We start from the raw sequence: 19,015 nt of genomic DNA, 5'->3' as shown, positions 1-19,015 counted from the left end.
TCAAGCATTCATTATTTTTAAATATTATAAACTGTAACAATTTGCTGGATTGTAAAGCTTATAAAGAATATTATTCTTTAATAATCTTAGATTGATAGGTATTAGTTCCATCATTTATTGAAACAACATAAATTCCAGTTTTCAAATCTTGAATTTTATCGTTAATTTCCTTATTTATCTCTCTTAAAGAGCCTTTTGCTAAAATAAGTGGCTTCCCAGTCAAATCATACAATCCTGCTTTCAGATTTTCTTTTGAATTTTTAAAATCAATAACTAATTTTTGGCCATTTTTTAAAGGATTCGGATAAACAGTAAATTCATTATTATTTTTCTTAATATCATCAACAACTAATGTAATTGCCGGATAAACCAGTATTTTTTGTCCATTGTATCCCACGGCATAGACCTTCATTGCGTTCGAAGGATAATCTACATAAGTATTTGTCAATGTAGTATCTCCTGTTCCTACAATAGAAACACTGATTAGCTGGCTACTTGAATTATAGGTTTCAAAGGCAACAGCATTACTCCATTTAGAATTATCTACCAATAAGAACTGTCCTTGTGTATTGGTTGTGATCTGTGCACCAACACCCGTAATCCCTGAAACAGGCTGCATATTCTTGAATGCATTTACACTATTCGCTGAAAGATAATTGATGACCGGAGATACAGGTTTGGCATATCCCTTTGCCAGGACATAGCTTTTCACATCATCAATCATGCTTTGGGTAATTGTCATTTGAGCATTGGTGTAATCTGATATTGTACCGTTTATTGGCTTTAAAAAACCGGTGCTAGTGAAGAAATCCGTAAGGTCCTCTTGTACGGCGTCACAGGCATTTTTTACAAAATTCATTACCAATTGCCCTTGGGTAAACTGGCTTTCGTTTGTATTTCTTACTTTCTCAGCTACTGTAGCAAACCAATGTGCATAATCTACTCCCGGACCTGTAGGGGTAACTGTAGGGGTATCTTCATCAGACATATCTGAATCAAATGCAAGGGTTGCAGCACCTTTTGAAGCGCCTGCCAATTGATAATACAATTCTAATTGCCAAAATGGAATAAGGCTTCTGAAATTCGCATCAGCGGGATTCACATAATCTGTTCTGAATTGATCCATAATACTTTTCCCGTTAATTTGTGTCTGAATAATAATTTCTCCAAATCTGTTTCCAGCTACTTTAGGAAAGGCTGTTTTATCGGCAATTTCACCTTCCAGCCTTGTAAATCTGTTACTCCCTGTAGGTAAGTACATATTATAATAGGCCCACAATGAGTATAAATTGTTAGTGATTTCTGTTGTACCAACCCATTTTAATCCAGGCCTTACCTGGTTGATATGACCTAATTCATGTCCCACACCCCAAATATCAAGTCCTGATGCTGAGGTTGAATTGGATAATCCCCAAGTAAGATCTAAATGAACTCCTAAACCTCCAGCAAACCATCCTCCTGTAGATTCCATATAAACAAGCTGCCTGTTTTTAAAGTTTTTATTGAATTTATAGAAGCCCATCATTTCTCTTTCAGACTTGGCAATTGCATCATACTTATCTATCAAAGGCTGGGCGGTTGTGAAATGGAAATTGCTTACCGCAGACTTATTGGTAACCAGTTTTGTATAATAACCTTCTATATCAATTTTTGGATAGACATCATTAGTCAGCATTTCTGCCCATTCTGTAGGGGTTGTACCTTTTTTATAAATACCATTTACAATACCTGCTGTGATATTTACAGTTACCGGGGCGGCATTTACATTATCAGTGTAATATGAAATATATCCCAAACCTGTATTAGCAATAGCGAGAATATTTATTCCATTTTTTAGTTCGTATGTTTTTTCAGGGGACGCCCCTTCAGTAGCAAAATCTCTTATTTTTAAGTAAACTTTGTTTTCAGAGGTAATATCTTTCGCAAAAACAATAGCAGTGGTATTAGGCTGGAATGCTATCCCTGTAGGGTTTTCATATCCGTTATAATTTCCAATTTTATATTGGGTATTTATTGATTCAATTGTCTTATATGCCGTAAAAGTCTGTACCCTATATTTTTTATTGTAGGTATTATTAAATAAACACTGAGCTAATCCTTTTATGAAAGGTGAGGAAATGGCATCAATATCCTGCTGGGTTACATTTGTTTTTAAAGCACTGAAAATAGAATCATTAAAAATATTTGAATAAGCTGAAGGATCAAAACTATTAGAACTCGCCTGAAAAAATTCCATTTCGGCACAGCTTGCAAAGTTATTTTTACCATCAAGAACTTCAATTTTTATAGTTAAAGGAGTAATGGCGGAAGGAAAATTTACCGTTTTTATTGCAGATGTCTGCCCAAAATTTTGAGTAGAAATAGTAATGTATGCTGGATTAGAAATTGTATTATAACTTATTTTTACATTTCCAAAAAGTCCGTTTGGTCCGCCATCCTGTCTGGGTGTGTACCTTAAATAATTTATAGCTGTTTGTCCATTAAACTTGTAAATCAGAGAAATAGGAAAAGTAGCTGCTGTTGCATTCCAACTACAATGATAAAGTGTACTTACATCACCATCAAAGGATTTCTCTATATTTTCTCCCGATTGGAAACTTGAGGCCGAAGATCCTGCCACCTGAGGCAATACTGGGATATCTGCATAAGCTGAAAACTCATTGGTTGCCAGTGTACATTCTGTTTGTACAGGATCCATCTGTTCTGTAGAATAAAATTCCATCTCAGCACAACTTGAAAAATTATTTTGGGCACTGAGGACATCAATCCTAATAACAGCAGGATGAACTATTGCTGTCGGCAAATCTATAGTTTTTGCCGTATTATCAGCTGCCCAGGAAATAACCCCGGTTGCTGTTATAAAAACTGTAGGATCGGATTGGGTAGAATAAGAAACTTTCACACTTGTCCAGATTCCGTTTGGGCCCGTTGTTCTAGGTTTGTAGACTAACCTTTTTATACTTTTTACCCGGTTGGAAAATTTGAAATTTAACTGGTCCGGAAGTGCTGTACTCAAATTGTATTGAGAATGATAAAGAGTATTCACATTATTATCAATACTCTGTCCAGCCTCCTGTCCTGATTGTGCGGGCTGTAACGAATTTACATATGCTACAGACATCTTATACTGCTGTGCGAAAGCTGTCTGTAAAACGAGTAGAAATGAGAGAATAAAATAATTGTTTTTCATTTGGTGTAGATTTTTGATTAAAAAAATAACAAAGTAATAATCTATAGCTGTTAGACAAATCCAGCTTTGATTTGTTTTTGAATAGTAATTGTATTAAGCAATCTTCCCAGATATTAATTATCCACTATTTGTGAGTTGATAGCTCAAAACTTTATCCTAAAAAGACTTTTTACAGATAAATACTTCTATTACACTCCTGTTAAGTTTGCGATATATCTGAACTAAAAACCTCCTTTCCAAAATTAACAATTAAAGTAATTGCACAAACTAGTACCTACCTGTTTTTGAATGTTCACTACCAGTTGACTTATTTAAGACGCTTTGAAAATTAATTCTAAACATGCTTATAAAGATTTTTAACCTTTAAAAAATTCGTTTTAATATTTGATAGTGATCCATGAATGACAAATTGAAAACACTTTTGTAATGGAAAAAATCAATATGTAAATGGGTTTTTTCTCTTGAAAAATAGAGAAGCAATAGGCATGGCTGCCAATTTATAACCAATTTCTAAGAGCTTCTTAATAAGGCCGTATTCAAATGATTTTCAAACTGGTGGTAAAGGGATAAAAACTGGTGGCTACCCGTATGGAGGTATGGTGTAAAACTATACATTTGGGTTACACAGGGTTAATATTAAAGTAATAGTTAGTTCACATTCAGAAAAGGAAATAAGAAGAGGGTATATAGTGTATTTGGATATAATCGGGAGGTTTCACTTTACATATTTTCCATTTGTGCCGGATACTGTAAAATATGGAAGATCACCATTTTTTTGTTTTTGCCTGGAAAAAATGGTAAGTGATACGGTTTTAGAATTCAACATCATCTGGATAATATTGTTATAAAAGTCAATAAAATATGAAGAAAACTACAATTTGTATTTTGAGTGCAATTTTAATGTCATCTATCACATTAGTGGATGCACAAAAAACTAAAAACAAACCTTCGGACTCTACCTCTAAAAAAGTAAAAGATCTGGAAGAAATTGTTTTAGTAGGATTCGGAAAACAGAAAAAAGGAACTGTTTCCGGATCTATAGCTTCTGTTGATAAAAAGATACTACAGGATCGCCCAACAACAAGCTTAACAGCAAGTCTGCAAGGTGCTTTACCAGGAGTTACAATTAAGTCTTCTTTGGGAGATGTAGGTTCTGTTCCTACCTTGAATGTAAGGGGAAGGAGTGTTGCGGGTAATTCTCCACTCTATATTATAGATGGTATTCCCTCTAGTGCTGCAGATTTTTCCAGATTAAGCCCAGCTGATATTGAAAATATAAGCATTTTAAAAGATGCTTCAGCATCTATCTATGGTGCAAGAGCTGGCTATGGGGTTGTTCTTGTTGAGACTAAAAAAGGCGGTGGAGGTAAGATGAGTATAGGTTATAATATGTATAATGGTTATCAGACGCCCACCTATTTGCCTAAGTATGTAGATGCTGTTGAATATATGAAACTGAAAAATGAAGCATATTATAACGCTAATAATAATGTTGGTCATTTTTCTCAATATACGCAAGATCAAATAAATCTTACAGCTGCCGGTACAGACACCGACAGATACCCAAACACAGACTGGTATAAAGCAACTTATCGAAGAATGGCAAATGTGCTTAATAATGAGATAAATATATCAGGTGGAGATAAAACTCGTTATTTCGCAAGTTTAGGGTATTTGAAACAGGAGTCTCTATCACCTACAAAGGGTATGGATAGATATTCTTTTAGGACAAATACATCTTCTAAATTGAGTGATAAACTTACAGTAAATTCTAATATATCATTTATCAAACAAATGATCAATGATCAGGGCGGTGTTATTAATACTGGAGAATTAGCAAGAATAACTCCTACTATGGTATTAAGACAATCCAATGGATGGTGGGGATCTGTTAATGCGGGTAAAGTAGATAATACATTTGCAAATACCAATCCTGTAAGAAACAATGTAGAGGGAGGAGATTCTAAGTCAAATGATCAAAAATTTATGGGGGCATTATCTGCCAATTACACTCCTGTAAAAGGATTAAATGTAAATGCTCAAATTAACTATTCAAATTGGAACTATCGTTTAGGGACTTTTGTAAATACACTAAACCCCGTATACAATTTTTTAACTAATGTTCCTATTAGTTCAACTGCGAGAGCAATTAATAACTATTCTGAGTCCTGGAATTCTGATGAATTACTTAATACTCAAGTCCTGATAAGTTATGAAAAAAACATATCATCACATTATTTTAAATTGTTGGGAGGTACTTCGTATGAAGATTATACAACCAGATCCATATCTGGTAAAAAATCCAATATACCAAAAGATGGATTACATTCTTTAAGTGCTCTTAGTACCCTTGACGGAACCTTGGATGAATTAAATTCTAATACTCAGCAATATGCTTTCCAGTCTGTTTTCGCTCGTATCAATTATAATTATCAGGAAAAATATTTTTTAGAAGGTATCATAAGGGCAGATGCATCCTCACGTTTTGCTAAAGAAAATAGATGGGGATATTTTCCTGCAATTATGGCTTCCTGGAGATTAGATAAGGAGAATTTCATAAAAAACCTGAGTTTTATCAATACACTAAAATTAAGAGGTTCTTATGGCAGCACCGGATCTATCAATACCATTGGTTATTATGACAATCAGACCTATATGGATAATACTTCTACAGTTCTGGGGAATACTATAGTAGGGGGAGTGGTACCGGGTAAGCTTGGATTTTTGGGCATAGGCTGGGAAACAATTGTTACCAAAAATATAGGTCTGGACGGATCTTTATTCAATAACGCTTTCACTTTCTCGGTAGATTTATATAACCGTCTTACAAAAGGAGCATTAATGAGCAACCAATTAGAATATGAAACTGGTGTAGCAGAAAACCAAGCACCGCCCATTAATGCGGGTAATGTGGAAAATAAAGGGATAGAAATTACTTTGGGATATAATAAAAATTTTGAAAATGGGGACTTTTACATCAATGCAAATTTTGCTAAAAACCGAAATAATATTCTTTCACTCATCAATAGTAAGACCTTATATAATGATTATTGGATAACACAAGTAGGAGGCTCAATTGGTGATTTCTACGGATATAAGACTGCAGGTCTCCTAACCCAAGAAGATATCAACAATAATTATCCTAAATTATATAGTAGCTCTCAAGTTGGTGATATAAAATATGTAGATATTAATGGAGATGGAGTTGTTGATGAAAAAGATAGAACAGTAATAGGAAATGATGTTCCAAGTCTTACCTATGGTCTAAGTATAGGGGGTAGATACAAAAATTTTGATCTTAGCGTAGTGGGTCAGGGGGTGGCTAATGTTAAGGTATATCTGGATAAAGAATCTTCTCAGGCATTTTTTAATGGTGCCGGTGCAAAACAATATGTTTCAGATAACAGATGGACTCCGGAAAACCCGAATCCTAATGCCCTGTATCCTAGAATACTGCCATCAGGAGGAGGAACTCAAAATATAGGTGTTATTTCAGATTATTGGCTTTTTGATGCAAGTTACTTTAGAATTAAGTCTATTACTTTGGGATATTCTATTCCTAAGGAAACAATTAGCCGCATAGGACTGACAAAATTCAGAATATATGCCAACTTAGAGAATTACTTTACATTGAGGGGAGATAAACGAATGAAAGATTTTGATCCTGAAATGCCAAGTAGTCGTTCAACATATCCATATTTAAAAACCATATCGTTTGGTATCAATGCAACTTTTTAATTTAAAATTAAACATCTGAAAATGAAAAAGATAAAAATTATATTACTATCAGCTTCCCTGGCTATAGTGACTAGTTCTTGTAATTTAGATAGGTTTCCAGAAGATAAAGTATCGGAAGAAACATTTTGGAAGACGGAAAAAGACGCAACCATGGCATTAAATGGTATTTACAAATATTTTTCTGATGCCGCTTACAGCAATTTATATAACGATAGTTTTACCGATAATTCATTTGCTCAATATCCCTGGGAAACAACTGCAGTAGATGCTTCTGCGGGAAACATACTTCCTTCTATAGATTTCGGATATGATTTTACTACAATTAGAAGAGTAAATACTTTTTTGGAAAAAATTGATGGGATCCCAATGGACAAAAATTTAGCTGGTAGATATAAAGCAGAAGCCAGATTTATAAGAGCTTTTAATTATTTTGATTTATCACAACGTTTTGGAGCTCTTCCACTCGTACAAAAATCAGGTGAATTGGATGGATCCACTCTAACTCCTATTTCTGAAACTCAAATTGATAATTTTGTAATCAGTGAATTAAATGCTATAGAAAATGATTTACCAACTGCCTACCCTTCCGGCCAAGATAAAGGCAGAATAACAAAAGGAGCAGTATTAGCATTTAAGGCAAGGATATATTTATACACAGGAAAATATAAAGAAGCTTATGAAGCTGCTCAATCAGTAATTAATTCCGGTACTTATAATCTTTTCACTACAACTTTAGTAGACACAAGTACAAATTATGATAGCTTTGTTACCTTTACCTCTGCAACAGATAAAGATAATTTTTATAGAGGATTGAGCAATTATCAAGCATTGTTCTGGGCTAAAAATAATGGCAACAAAGAATCAATTTTAGAAGCTCAATTTGTACCGGACTCTAAAGGAGTATTTAGTAATAGCATGGCCCTTTTCTTATTGCCAAATGAAGAGAGTGGATGGAGTTCTGTAACACCAACAATTGATTTAGTAAATGCCTATTGGAACAAAGATGGAACGGCATTTACACCTCCTTCTAATGCTACAAGAGCTTCAAATTATAATCATGGTAACCCAAATAATGCCTATCTGGATGAATTTAAAAACAGAGATACCCGTTTATATGCAAGTATAATGCATCCAAACGGACCCTGGTCTTACTTAAAAGGTTTTGGGACAAGTACATTGTTCAAATGGAATGAAGGTGCAAACAATACGTCCAAGATAGGCTATAATTATAAAAAAATGGCGGATTATGGCTCATTGGACGAGAATTTAAATATGAGCAACAATTTTATGCTTATCCGTTATGCAGAGATATTACTCATATATGCCGAAGCAAGAAATGAATTTTTTGGTCCAGATCCTTCAATCTATGATGCATTAAATCAGATTAGAGGCAGAGCAGGTATGGTAGGGGTTAGCAACACACAGACAAAAGAAACCTTAAGAGAAATTATCAGAAATGAAAGAAGGATAGAACTGGCAAATGAAGGCCACAGATTTTATGATATCAGGAGATGGAAGATTGCCCCAAATGTAATGAAAACCGTTTATGATATTACTAATACGCAGGTTGCAACAAGAGTTTGGGATAATAGATTTTACAGATTTCCTTATCCCCAAAAAGCTGTGGATTTAAATCCGAAACTAAAAGAAGCTCAAGCAGCAAAAGGATATTAATTTTATATAAATGACTATAGTTATTACTTGATAAAAAACTATTTTTGAAACTCTTAATATCACAGAAAGCTACAGTTAATTTTATCTTATATCGATCTTATTTCTTAGAGTAGTGTAAAATGTAATTAATAAATAAATCAAGGTAAATGGATGCCGTTTTAAATTCAAAAATTCAAAAGATTTTACTACTGAGCTCTTTTCTTTTTTTCTTCATTGGAAAAATTCAGGCTCAAAAAATTGAAAATGTTTCTAAGAAAGGAGAAACTTCAGTAGAAGTTTTGCTCTCTGATAACAAAAAAATGACAATAGATTTTTATGGAGAAAATATTTTTCGATTATTTTTCGATCCCAAAGGAGGAGAAGTAAGAAATCCTGAAGCGATACCTCCTGCTCAGATTTTGGTAGATCAGCCCAGAAGAAAAGTAAAAGCAATTGCTGTCAACAATTTACCGCACACTGTTTCTATTTCCACCAGTAAAATTAAAATAGAAATTGAAAAAGCAACTTCTTTATTTAAAGTATTCAACTTGAGCCTTAATAAAGAGATATTTTCTTTTGTTGCTCCCATTGAATTTAATTCTAAAGAAGCAGTGCTTACTTTATCTCAAGGAAAGGATGAATATTTCTATGGAGGCGGAGTACAAAACGGTCGATTTTCTCATAAAGGAAATACCATCTTTATTGTGAATCAAAATAACTGGACTGATGGTGGTGTTGCATCTCCAAATCCTTATTATTGGTCTACAAATGGGTATGGTTTTATGTGGCATACTTTCAAAAAAGGATATTATGATTTCGGTAAACAAAATAAAAATGAAGTGAAACTGGCTCATGAGATTAATTACCTGGATGTTTTCTTTATGGTAAATGATCAACCTAAATCTTTGTTGAATGATTTTTACCAGCTCACAGGAAACCCTGTACTTTTACCCAAATTTGGTTTTTATGAAGGACATCTTAATGCCTACAATAGAGATTATTGGAAAGAAGATGATAAAGGAATCCTATTTGAAGACGGAAAAAGATATAAAGAGAGCCAAAAAGACAATGGAGGGGTTAAAGAATCTTTAAATGGAGAAAAAAATAACTATCAGTTTTCTGCCAGAGCAGTGATAGATCGTTATAAAAATACAGATATGCCTTTGGGGTGGATATTGCCAAATGATGGTTACAGTGCTGGATACGGGCAGACAGAAACCTTGGATGGCAATATAGCTAACTTAAAATCTCTCGGAAATTATGCCAGAAAAAACGGCGTAGAAATAGGGTTATGGACCCAATCAGATTTGCACCCTAAAGATGGTATAAATGCTCTTTTACAGAGAGATATCATAAAGGAAGTAGGTGATGCAGGTGTAAGAGTACTAAAAACGGATGTTGCCTGGGTAGGTCCTGGCTATTCATTCGGACTGAATGGTATTTCAGATGTAGCCCAAATAATGCCGCGCTATGGAAACGGAAGTCGTCCTTTCATCATTTCGTTAGACGGCTGGGCTGGTTCACAACGATATGCAGGTATTTGGACAGGAGACCAAACCGGAGGGGAGTGGGAATACATCAGATTCCACATTCCTACCTATATAGGTTCTGGTTTGTCTGGCCAGCCTAACATTACTTCGGATATGGATGGTATTTTTGGAGGGAAAAACCCAATCGTTAATACAAGGGATTTCCAATGGAAGACCTTTACTCCTATGCAGTTAAACATGGACGGCTGGGGAACAAACGAAAAGTATCCCCATGCTTTGGGTGAGTCTGCTGCTTCTATTAACAGGAACTATTTAAAAATGAAATCCAGCCTGCTTCCTTATAGCTATAGTATAGCGAAGGAAGCCGTAGAAGGATTGCCAATGATCAGAGCAATGTTTTTAGATGAAGCTAATGAATATACCCTAGGAAAATCTACTCAATACCAGTATCAGTATGGACCTTATTTCTTAGTAGCTCCAGTATATCAGGCTACAAAAATGGATAAAGAAGGAAATGATATTAGAAATAATATTTACCTTCCTAAAGGAAATTGGATTGATTACTTTACAGGGCAAACTTATGAAGGAGGGATTGTTTTAAATCATTTCGATGCCCCAATTTGGAAACTCCCTCTATTTGTGAAACCAGGTGCTATTATTCCGATGGTAAATGCCAATAACAACATTCATCAAATCAATAAAAAATTAAGAATTTATGAGGTATATCCTTCAGGCAAATCCAGTTTTATAGAATATGATGACGATGGCGTAACCGAAAATTACATGAAAAAAGAATCTGTAAGCACCCTTATAGAAAGTAATGTTGTAAAAAATACTGCAACAATAAGCATCTCTTCTACTCAAGGTAACTTTAATGGCTTTGAAAAAGAAAAAATGACAGAATTTAGAATCAATGTTACTAAGAAACCATCCGGTGTAAAGCTTTCTATTGGAGGTAAAAATATAAAACTGAATATAGTAAATACTTTAGATGAATTCAATAATGCTACAAACGTATATTTTTACAATAGTAAACCTGAATTCAATAATTTTTCTACAAAAGATTCTGAATTTTCAAAAGTTTCGATTTCTCGAAATCCACAATTGTGGGTAAAATCAGGAATCACAGATGTTAGCAAAAACAAAGTAGAGCTTGTCATTAAAGACTACCAATTTATCAATTCTAATCAACTAAAAAAGAATTCCGGAGCATTTGCAGAAGCTTTGAAACCAATCACTTCAGAAAATACAAACACCGCATATTCTATATTACCATCGTGGAATACAATTCCTAATGCTGATTATTACGAAATACTATATAATAATATGGTATACAGTAATATAAAAGATACCTCTTTCTTATTTGAAGGATTAGATCCTGAAATGAAATATGATTTCAAATTAAGAGCCGTAAATAAAACAAATACTTCTGATTGGGTTCCTTTTTCATCACAAACCAATAAAAACCCTTATGAATTTGTAATTAAAGGCATAAAAGCCACAGCCACAATTCCAAGTCAGGAAGGAGAAGGGCTAGAGAATCTTTTTGATCAGGATATGAGCACAGGCTGGCACTCGGATTATGAAAAAAGCAAAGTCCCTTTTGAGATAATTTTAGATTTAGGTTCTATTAATACCATAAGCAAATTAGAATATATTCCTAGAAACAGTGGTTACAACGGAATATGGATGAATGGTAAAATTTCGTATAGTGATAATAAAAAAGATTGGATAGAACTTGGCTCTTTTACATGGGATAGAAATAACAAAAGTAAATCTTTAGATTTCGCCACACATCCAACTACACGATTTATGAAGATTGTAGTAAGCAATGCTTTCAAAAACTTTGGAAGTGGAAACGAATTATATGTATTCAAAGTTCCAGGGTCTTCAAGCTTGCTTCCCGGCGATATCAACAATGATCAGAAAATTGATATGAATGATTTTACTTCATATATTAATTATACAGGTTTGAGAAAAGGAGATTCTGATTTTGAAGGATATATTAGCAACGGAGATATAAATAAAAATGGTTTCATTGATGCCTTTGATATTTCTAACGTCGCTACGAAAATAGATGGAGGAGTAAATGATGAAGAATTGAAACCACTGCAAGGTAGCATTACAGCCTCTGCCTCAAAGCAACAATATGCTAAGAATGATATCATTGAAGTAGTAGTAAAAGGTAGTAATCTGCAATCTGTAAATGCATTGAGTTTCGCTATTCCATATAAACAGGAAGACTTGGAATATATAGGAATTACCCCATTAAATATCGGACAAATGGAAAACCTGACTTATGACAGACTGCATACCAACAAAGAAAAGGTATTATATCCTACGCTGGTCAATGTAGGACAAAAACTTCCTTTAGAAGGCACAACGGATTTATTCATTATTAAATTTAAAGCAAAAAGAAACGGATCATTTAATATAAAAGCGAGTAAAGGATTACTTGTTGATAAAACACTGAACTCTATTAACTTTTAATTACGAAATTATTTAAAAGCAAAAGAAAGAATTTACATTTTTTGACAACATCTCACAATATGAGTAAGTTAAAAAGTCAAGGCTTGGATTTTAGAATCTGAGCCTTTTTTCAAAAACAAGCATAAATTCGTTCAGAATGATGCCCTATTTAGCTTTTGTTTGTATTTTTTTTAAATAATTTCAGGTAAAAAATATTAATTCAAATCATTTATAAGGAATTCCTGATAATTAGATCAGACGCATTTTCGATCCTTTCTTGTTTGGAATTAAGAATCATTTCTGCTAAGATCTTTCCCATTTGCCAAAAATCCGTGGAAATTGTAGTAATACCACTTTCTACAATACCTTTAAGAGGCGTTTCGTTGTAGGAGATAATTCCGAAATCCTTTTTAATCTTTAGCTTCTGCTTTTTAGATTGTTTAATAACATTTACCAAGTGTTTATCATCAGGAATTATGAATACATCTCCATCCAGTATTTCCTCGTCGGTAAAATTATTGATAATGATATGTTTCTTTTTATGCTGCTCACAAAAACTGGTAAATCCTTCTACCATACCTATAGGTTCTTTTTCTCCTGGAAAAATAAGAATCAGTCTTTGGTGTGCTTTAAGCAAAGCTTTCGCTTTTGATAGACCATTATACATGTCTTTTGCGAAATTCTGATAGACTGATGAATATTCTCTTAAATGTAAATTGGTTTGATCTAATATATAAACATCCTTCTTTGGAAGCATCTTAATAATGGGCGCCGTATTATTCATATTGCCCGGCATAATTATGTACTTTGTGTAGTTTCCATTATTTTCTTCGATTAATTTCTTGAAGACATCTATATTGAAGTAGTGGAAAAAAACATGGATATTAGATCTTTGTTGTAACTCTTCCAAAAATGAATTATATAGTGTTTCCTTGAAAGCATTAAGCTCATCAAATAATAGAAAAATTCGCTCTTCAAAATCCCAATCAGTACTTTTTATGTAGTACCCTTTACCTAAAATGGCATTTACTATTCCTCTCTTTTTCAATGTTTCGTAGGCATATAGAACGGTGTCTCTAGAAATGCCAAATTCCATGCATACTTTATTTATGGAAGGTAGCTTGTCATTTTTTTTTAGCAGTTGTTGAGCAAGAGCCTGTTCAATGGAATTTATAATCTGTTGGTATTTAGGGATAACCGAATCGGGAGTTATTTTAATAAGTTTCATAATATTTCCAATTTTTTAAAACTAGTGGTGAATATACAAAAACTGGTAGGAACAAGTATGGATGCGTTTTCCAAATTTATATATTTGGTAAGATAATGTTTCCTTTTATGTGATTTTTCTGAAAAAGATTCAATTTTATTTTAAATGATCTATTAGGGACGCTAAATTATTAAATACTTTAGAGTATATAAAAGTGCTAAAAAGTGTACAAATCTATGATAAACTTACTATAAAAATTTTTAAGCGTGGGAAAACTTTCGACTCTTGATTTTGTTATATTTCTAATATATTTTTCGGTTGTAACAGCATATGGCTTATGGATATACAAGCGAAAGAAATCAAAAACGACAGGAAGTAAAGATTATTTCCTTGCAGAAGGCTCACTTACGTGGTGGGCAATTGGAGCGAGCCTGATTGCATCTAATATTTCGGCAGAACAATTTATTGGGATGAGTGGAGAAGGCTTCTTCATAGGAGTAGCTGTTGCCGTCTACGAATGGCTGGCTGCAATTGCCCTAATCATTATTGCAGTATGGTTTATTCCGATTTATCTCAAAAATAAGATTTATACGATGCCCCAGTTTTTGGAAACACGATATAATAAGTCTGTTTCCCTTATTATGGCTGTTTTTTGGCTATTTTTGTATGTAATTGTTAATCTTACTTCCATTCTTTATTTAGGAGCTGTAGCTATTGATTCATTGCTTGGTGGAGGCCACCTGCATATCATCATGATTGCACTTTTACTAATGGCTTTGTTTATTGGATTGGGGGGAATGAAAGTCATTGGCTACACGGATGTTATTCAAGTAGCAGTTCTTGTTATTGGTGGTTTTGCTACAGTTTATATGGCATTACAGGTGGTGGATCAAAGAATTAATGGTGCTGCTATTGGAAATGCCTTAACGGGTTTAGATACCCTTTTGAAAGAAGCTCCGGGACATTTCAAACTCATTCTAAATAAACCACAAATAACAACAACTTCTTTATCAATGCCGGAAAATTTAGCGGTGCAGAAATATGTGGTTTTGCCAGGCTTAGCGATGTATTTTGCTGGACAATGGATTGTACAACTTAATTATTGGGGATGTAACCAATACATTACCCAAAGAGCATTAGGAGCAGATTTGAAAACAGCAAGAACAGGAATCTTATTTGCAGGGTTTTTAAAAATTTTTATGCCTGTAATTGTTGTACTTCCTGGGATTGCAGCTTATGTACTCTATACAAAAGGTCATTTGTCAATTTTTAATGGGGTAAAAGATAGTGCTTATTCTGCAATATTGGGGTTGCTTCCATCTGGGCTTAAAGGTCTTGCGGTTGCTGCTTTAACAGCTGCAATAGTCGCATCACTTGCTGGAAAAGTAAATAGTATATCTACAATTTTCACTTTAGATATTTATAAAAAATATTTAAACACCAACACCTCTGAAATGCAAATGGTAAGAACAGGACGTTGGGCAATTATAGTGGCTATGCTTATTGCTTTGGTATTTACATGGACAGATATTTTGGGAATCGGTGGAGAAGGCGGTTTCACATTTATACAAAAATATACTGGCTTTATTAGTCCGGGTGTATTTGCTATGTTTATTTTAGGAATATTTTGGAAAAGAACTACCGGAACCGCTGCTATAGTTGGAGTTATTCTTGGTTTTTTATTATCTATTTTCTTTAACAGCTTTGCAGTTGGCCTGTTTGGAAAAGAAACATGGATTTATACAGCATTCACTTATGAAAAATTGGAAAACGGTGTGGTGAAAACCATTACAGAGATTCCTTTCCTTATCAATATGGGCTGGTCATTTTTCATTACTGCAGTTGTAATGATTCTCTTAAGTTTTTTTGAACCAAAAGTAAATCCAAAGGCTTTTGTCACAGACAAAAATATGTTCAGTGTGGACAATAGAACATTATTTCTGATTGTCATTATTTTATTACTTCTAACTGCTATATATGTTCGTTTTTGGTAATAGAAATTTTGAGTTTTGTATTTGAGGAAAATGAGAAATGTTGGTTTTTTGCTATAATTTATCACATAGACACTTTTATAGAAAATAGTTTTTCATCCTTTAGCCTTGCTCAATGGAATTTATAATCTGTTGGTATTTGGGTAGAACTGAATCCCAAATTATTTCGAAATATTTCCAAATTTTAACTGGTAGTAAAGCTACAAAAACCGGTAGGAACTAGTATGGTAGTGTCTGGTAAATTTATAAATTTATTTTATTAACTAAACTAGATTTATAATACATTACGATGAAGCTTATTAAAAATATAATTTTAGCCTTGTGCTTAGTAGGGGCAAGTTTGATCAGCGCACAGCAGAAACCTATTAAATATGAATCTTTCAAAATCGAGAATGGAGAATTTAAATTTAACGGACAGGCAGTTAAATTGCATTCAGGTGAAATTCATTATGCCAGAATTCCTCATGATTATTGGAGACACCGCTTAAAAATGGTTAAAGCGATGGGACTAAATACAATAGCTACATACGTATTTTGGAATTATCATGAAATAGCTCCTGGAAAATGGGATTTTCAAACCGGGAATCGAAACTTACCTGAATTCTTAAAAATAGCAAAAGAAGAAGGCTTAATGGTAATTCTTCGCCCGGGACCTTATGTGTGTGCAGAATGGGAATTCGGAGGTTATCCTTGGTTTTTGCAAAATGACAAGGATATGAAAATTAGAGAATACAATACACCTTTTTTACATTCAACAAAAGCATATTTCACAGAACTTTATAAGGTGGTAAAACCTTATCTGATTGTTAATGGTGGTCCTATTGTAATGGTGCAGGGAGAAAATGAATTTGGATCTTTCGTTAGTCAACGGGAAGATATTAAAATGGAAGATCATAAAAAATATAGTTCATCTGTATTTGATCAATTAAAAGAAGTTGGCTTCAAAGGAATGGAGTTTTTTACTTCAGATGGAGACTGGCTATTTGAAGGAGGTGCTTTACCTGGCGCTTTGCCAACTGCAAATGGAGACGAAGATCCAGAAAATATTAAGAAAGAGGTAAAGAAATTTCATAACGGAGAAGGTCCTTTTATGGTAGCGGAATACTATCCCGGGTGGTTAGATCATTGGGCAGAACCTTTCCCTCGTAAAGCCGCGGAAAGAGTAAAAAGCCATATTGAAAAATTCATGAATAACGATATTTCTTTTAATATTTACATGGTTCATGGAGGAACTAACTTTGGGTTTACCTCTGGAGCTAATTACGATAAAGATCATGACATACAACCGAGTATGACCAGTTATGATTATGATGCTCCCATTACTGAGGCAGGTTGGGAGACTGAAAAGTATTTGAAATTAAGAGAATTATTAAAAAATTCTTCTACGCCTCCTATTCCTGCAAAAATTCCAGTCATTCAGATTCAGGGTATTAAATTGTCTCAGGCAATAGATTTAGAAAATTTAAAAAATAATGTAAAGCCAGTAATTAATGATGATCCTTTGACTTTTGAGCAATTAAATCAGGGGTATGGCTATGTCTGGTACAGCAAAAACTTTAATCAACCAATTAAAGGAACTTTAAAACTTGATGGATTAAGAGATTATGCGATTGTTTATGTGAATGGAGAAAAAGTTGGAGAGCTTAATCGTTATTATAAAAAATATGAATGTGAAGTTAATATACCCTTCAATGGAAAATTAGACATTTTGGTAGAAAACATGGGAAGAATTAACTACGGAGCTGCTATTAATAAAAATACAAAAGGAATTATTTCTCCTGCATTTATTAATGACCGAAAAATCACCGGAGATTGGGAGATGTATGGACTTCCTTTTGAAAAGGCTCCGGTAATTGATGCAAAACAAAAATCAGATCTAAAAGAGAATAGACCAGCTATCTACAAAGGAAATTTTAATGTATCAAAAGTGGGAGATACTTTCTTGGATATGCGGCCTTTTGGAAAAGGAATTGTATTTGTTAATGGAATTAATTTAGGAAGGTATTGGTCAGTAGGACCACAACAGACATTATATTTACCAGGATGTTATCTAAGAAATGGTGATAATGAGATTATTATTTTTGAGCAGAAAAATAATAAAATTAATAAAGAATTAAATACATTAACCGAACCTATTTTGGACAAGTTAAACCCTGAAAAAGGGCTAAACTGATATAAAGAAACTCAATATGAGTAGTTCATTTAACAGCAAAGATCATCCACATAGAAGATATAATCCTTTATTGGATGAATGGGTTTTAGTATCACCACAAAGAGCAAAGCGGCCATGGCAAGGACAACAGGAAGAACCATTGCCAAACGTTCAAAATCAATATGACCCCGAATGTTATTTATGCCCGGGAAATTCAAGAGTTAACGGAGTCCAAAATCCCCAGTATGAGGGTGTGTATGTATTTGATAATGATTTTGGAGCTTTATTGAGCGAAGGAGTAACCTTTGATAAAACCGAGGATGAATTATTTAAAACTGAACCTGAAAGAGGAATTAATCGTGTAATTTGCTTTTCACATGACCATTCATTGACTCTTCCTGAAATGTCTGTAGAAGCAATTACAAACGTTGTGTCTGTCTGGAAAGAAGAATATCAGAATCTGGGAAGGCTAGATTACATTAATCATGTTCAGATTTTTGAAAATAAAGGGGCAATTATGGGCTGTAGTAATCCTCATCCTCATGGGCAGATTTGGGCACAGTTATCTATTCCTTCCCAGGTAGCTAGAACACAACAAAATTTGAAAAACTATTATGATAAACATGGAACAACCCTTCTGTCTGATTATCTTCAAAGGGAAATAGGAATTAATGAGCGAATTATATTAGAAAATGAAGCTTTTGTGGCCTTGGTTCCATTTTGGGCAACGTGGCCATTTGAAACAATGATTATTAGTAAAATGCCTTTAAATAGCCTACTGGCTTTTTCACATGAAGATCAAGTTTTATTTGCTCAAATATTGAAAGATTTAACTGTGAAATACGATAATATTTTCTCTACTTCCTTCCCTTATTCTGCCGGAATACATCAGGCACCTACAGATCTAGAATCACATGAGGAATGGCATTTTCATATGCATTTTTATCCCCCTTTACTTCGCTCAGCTAGTGTGAAGAAATTTATGGTAGGATATGAAATGCTGGCAGAAGCACAAAGAGATATTACTCCGGAACAAAGCGCAGACATTCTTAAAAAAAGTTCAACAATTCATTATAAAATTAAATAAAATAGCTCTTAATAAAAATAGACTGTTTTATAAATTGG

Annotated in this window: 8 protein-coding genes; 6 read left to right on the top strand and 2 right to left on the bottom strand. The window is 33.7% G+C overall.

Going from position 1 to position 19,015, the window contains the following annotated elements; translation table 11 throughout:
* Positions 1-70: 70 nt before the first annotated feature.
* Entirely contained in the window at positions 71-3,190 is a 3,120-nt protein-coding gene (locus ACNFU2_RS08480) for a M60 family metallopeptidase (RefSeq protein WP_273648698.1), read from the bottom strand.
* A gap of 861 nt (positions 3,191-4,051) precedes the next feature.
* Here ACNFU2_RS08480 and ACNFU2_RS08475 point away from each other — a divergent pair.
* The 3 genes from ACNFU2_RS08475 to ACNFU2_RS08465 all read left to right on the top strand — a co-directional run bounded on the left by ACNFU2_RS08475 (position 4,052) and on the right by ACNFU2_RS08465 (position 12,561).
* Complete coding sequence (locus ACNFU2_RS08475; RefSeq protein ID WP_273648696.1) at positions 4,052-6,928, top strand: SusC/RagA family TonB-linked outer membrane protein; 2,877 nt, start codon at positions 4,052-4,054, stop codon at positions 6,926-6,928.
* 21 nt (positions 6,929-6,949) lie between these two features.
* Positions 6,950-8,602, top strand: a complete 1,653-nt coding sequence (locus ACNFU2_RS08470) for a RagB/SusD family nutrient uptake outer membrane protein (RefSeq protein ID WP_306613806.1) — start codon at positions 6,950-6,952, stop codon at positions 8,600-8,602.
* 146 nt (positions 8,603-8,748) lie between these two features.
* Positions 8,749-12,561 (top strand): TIM-barrel domain-containing protein, encoded by a 3,813-nt coding sequence (locus tag ACNFU2_RS08465; protein WP_306613804.1) that lies wholly within the window; start codon positions 8,749-8,751, stop codon positions 12,559-12,561.
* Between the two features lie 208 nt (positions 12,562-12,769).
* Here the strand turns inward: ACNFU2_RS08465 and ACNFU2_RS08460 are convergent, their stop codons facing one another.
* Positions 12,770-13,768 carry a GntR family transcriptional regulator gene (locus ACNFU2_RS08460; protein ID WP_172279598.1) on the bottom strand — a complete coding sequence of 333 codons (999 nt, stop codon included), beginning with the start codon at positions 13,766-13,768 and terminating at the stop codon, positions 12,770-12,772.
* 245 nt (positions 13,769-14,013) lie between these two features.
* Here ACNFU2_RS08460 and ACNFU2_RS08455 point away from each other — a divergent pair, with 245 nt between their 5' ends.
* The 3 genes from ACNFU2_RS08455 to ACNFU2_RS08445 all read left to right on the top strand — a co-directional run bounded on the left by ACNFU2_RS08455 (position 14,014) and on the right by ACNFU2_RS08445 (position 18,977).
* Positions 14,014-15,741 (top strand): sodium:solute symporter family transporter, encoded by a 1,728-nt coding sequence (locus ACNFU2_RS08455; RefSeq protein WP_418124638.1) that lies wholly within the window; start codon positions 14,014-14,016, stop codon positions 15,739-15,741.
* Between the two features lie 286 nt (positions 15,742-16,027).
* On the top strand, positions 16,028-17,911 hold the full coding sequence (locus ACNFU2_RS08450; protein WP_273648691.1) for a beta-galactosidase: 1,884 nt from the start codon (positions 16,028-16,030) through the stop codon (positions 17,909-17,911).
* A gap of 16 nt (positions 17,912-17,927) precedes the next feature.
* Positions 17,928-18,977 (top strand): UDP-glucose--hexose-1-phosphate uridylyltransferase, encoded by a 1,050-nt coding sequence (locus ACNFU2_RS08445; RefSeq protein ID WP_306613800.1) that lies wholly within the window; start codon positions 17,928-17,930, stop codon positions 18,975-18,977.
* The last annotated feature ends 38 nt before the right edge of the window (positions 18,978-19,015 follow it).

This window comes from Chryseobacterium sp. PTM-20240506 (assembly GCF_048296755.1).
Taxonomy (GTDB): Bacteria; Bacteroidota; Bacteroidia; order Flavobacteriales; family Weeksellaceae; genus Chryseobacterium; species Chryseobacterium proteolyticum.
Note: the sequence above shows the minus strand (reverse complement) of the source record. Positions and strands in the feature narration are given on the sequence as shown.

What these genes read in the sequence shown, in the direction of transcription:
- ACNFU2_RS08480 (WP_273648698.1), bottom strand. Translation starts at nt 3,190, where the DNA reads ATGAAAAACAATTATTTTATTCTCTCATTTCTACTCGTTTTACAGACA.
- ACNFU2_RS08475 (WP_273648696.1), top strand. Translation starts at nt 4,052, where the DNA reads ATGAAGAAAACTACAATTTGTATTTTGAGTGCAATTTTAATGTCATCT.
- ACNFU2_RS08470 (WP_306613806.1), top strand. Translation starts at nt 6,950, where the DNA reads ATGAAAAAGATAAAAATTATATTACTATCAGCTTCCCTGGCTATAGTG.
- ACNFU2_RS08465 (WP_306613804.1), top strand. Translation starts at nt 8,749, where the DNA reads ATGGATGCCGTTTTAAATTCAAAAATTCAAAAGATTTTACTACTGAGC.
- ACNFU2_RS08460 (WP_172279598.1), bottom strand. Translation starts at nt 13,768, where the DNA reads ATGAAACTTATTAAAATAACTCCCGATTCGGTTATCCCTAAATACCAA.
- ACNFU2_RS08450 (WP_273648691.1), top strand. Translation starts at nt 16,028, where the DNA reads ATGAAGCTTATTAAAAATATAATTTTAGCCTTGTGCTTAGTAGGGGCA.
- ACNFU2_RS08445 (WP_306613800.1), top strand. Translation starts at nt 17,928, where the DNA reads ATGAGTAGTTCATTTAACAGCAAAGATCATCCACATAGAAGATATAAT.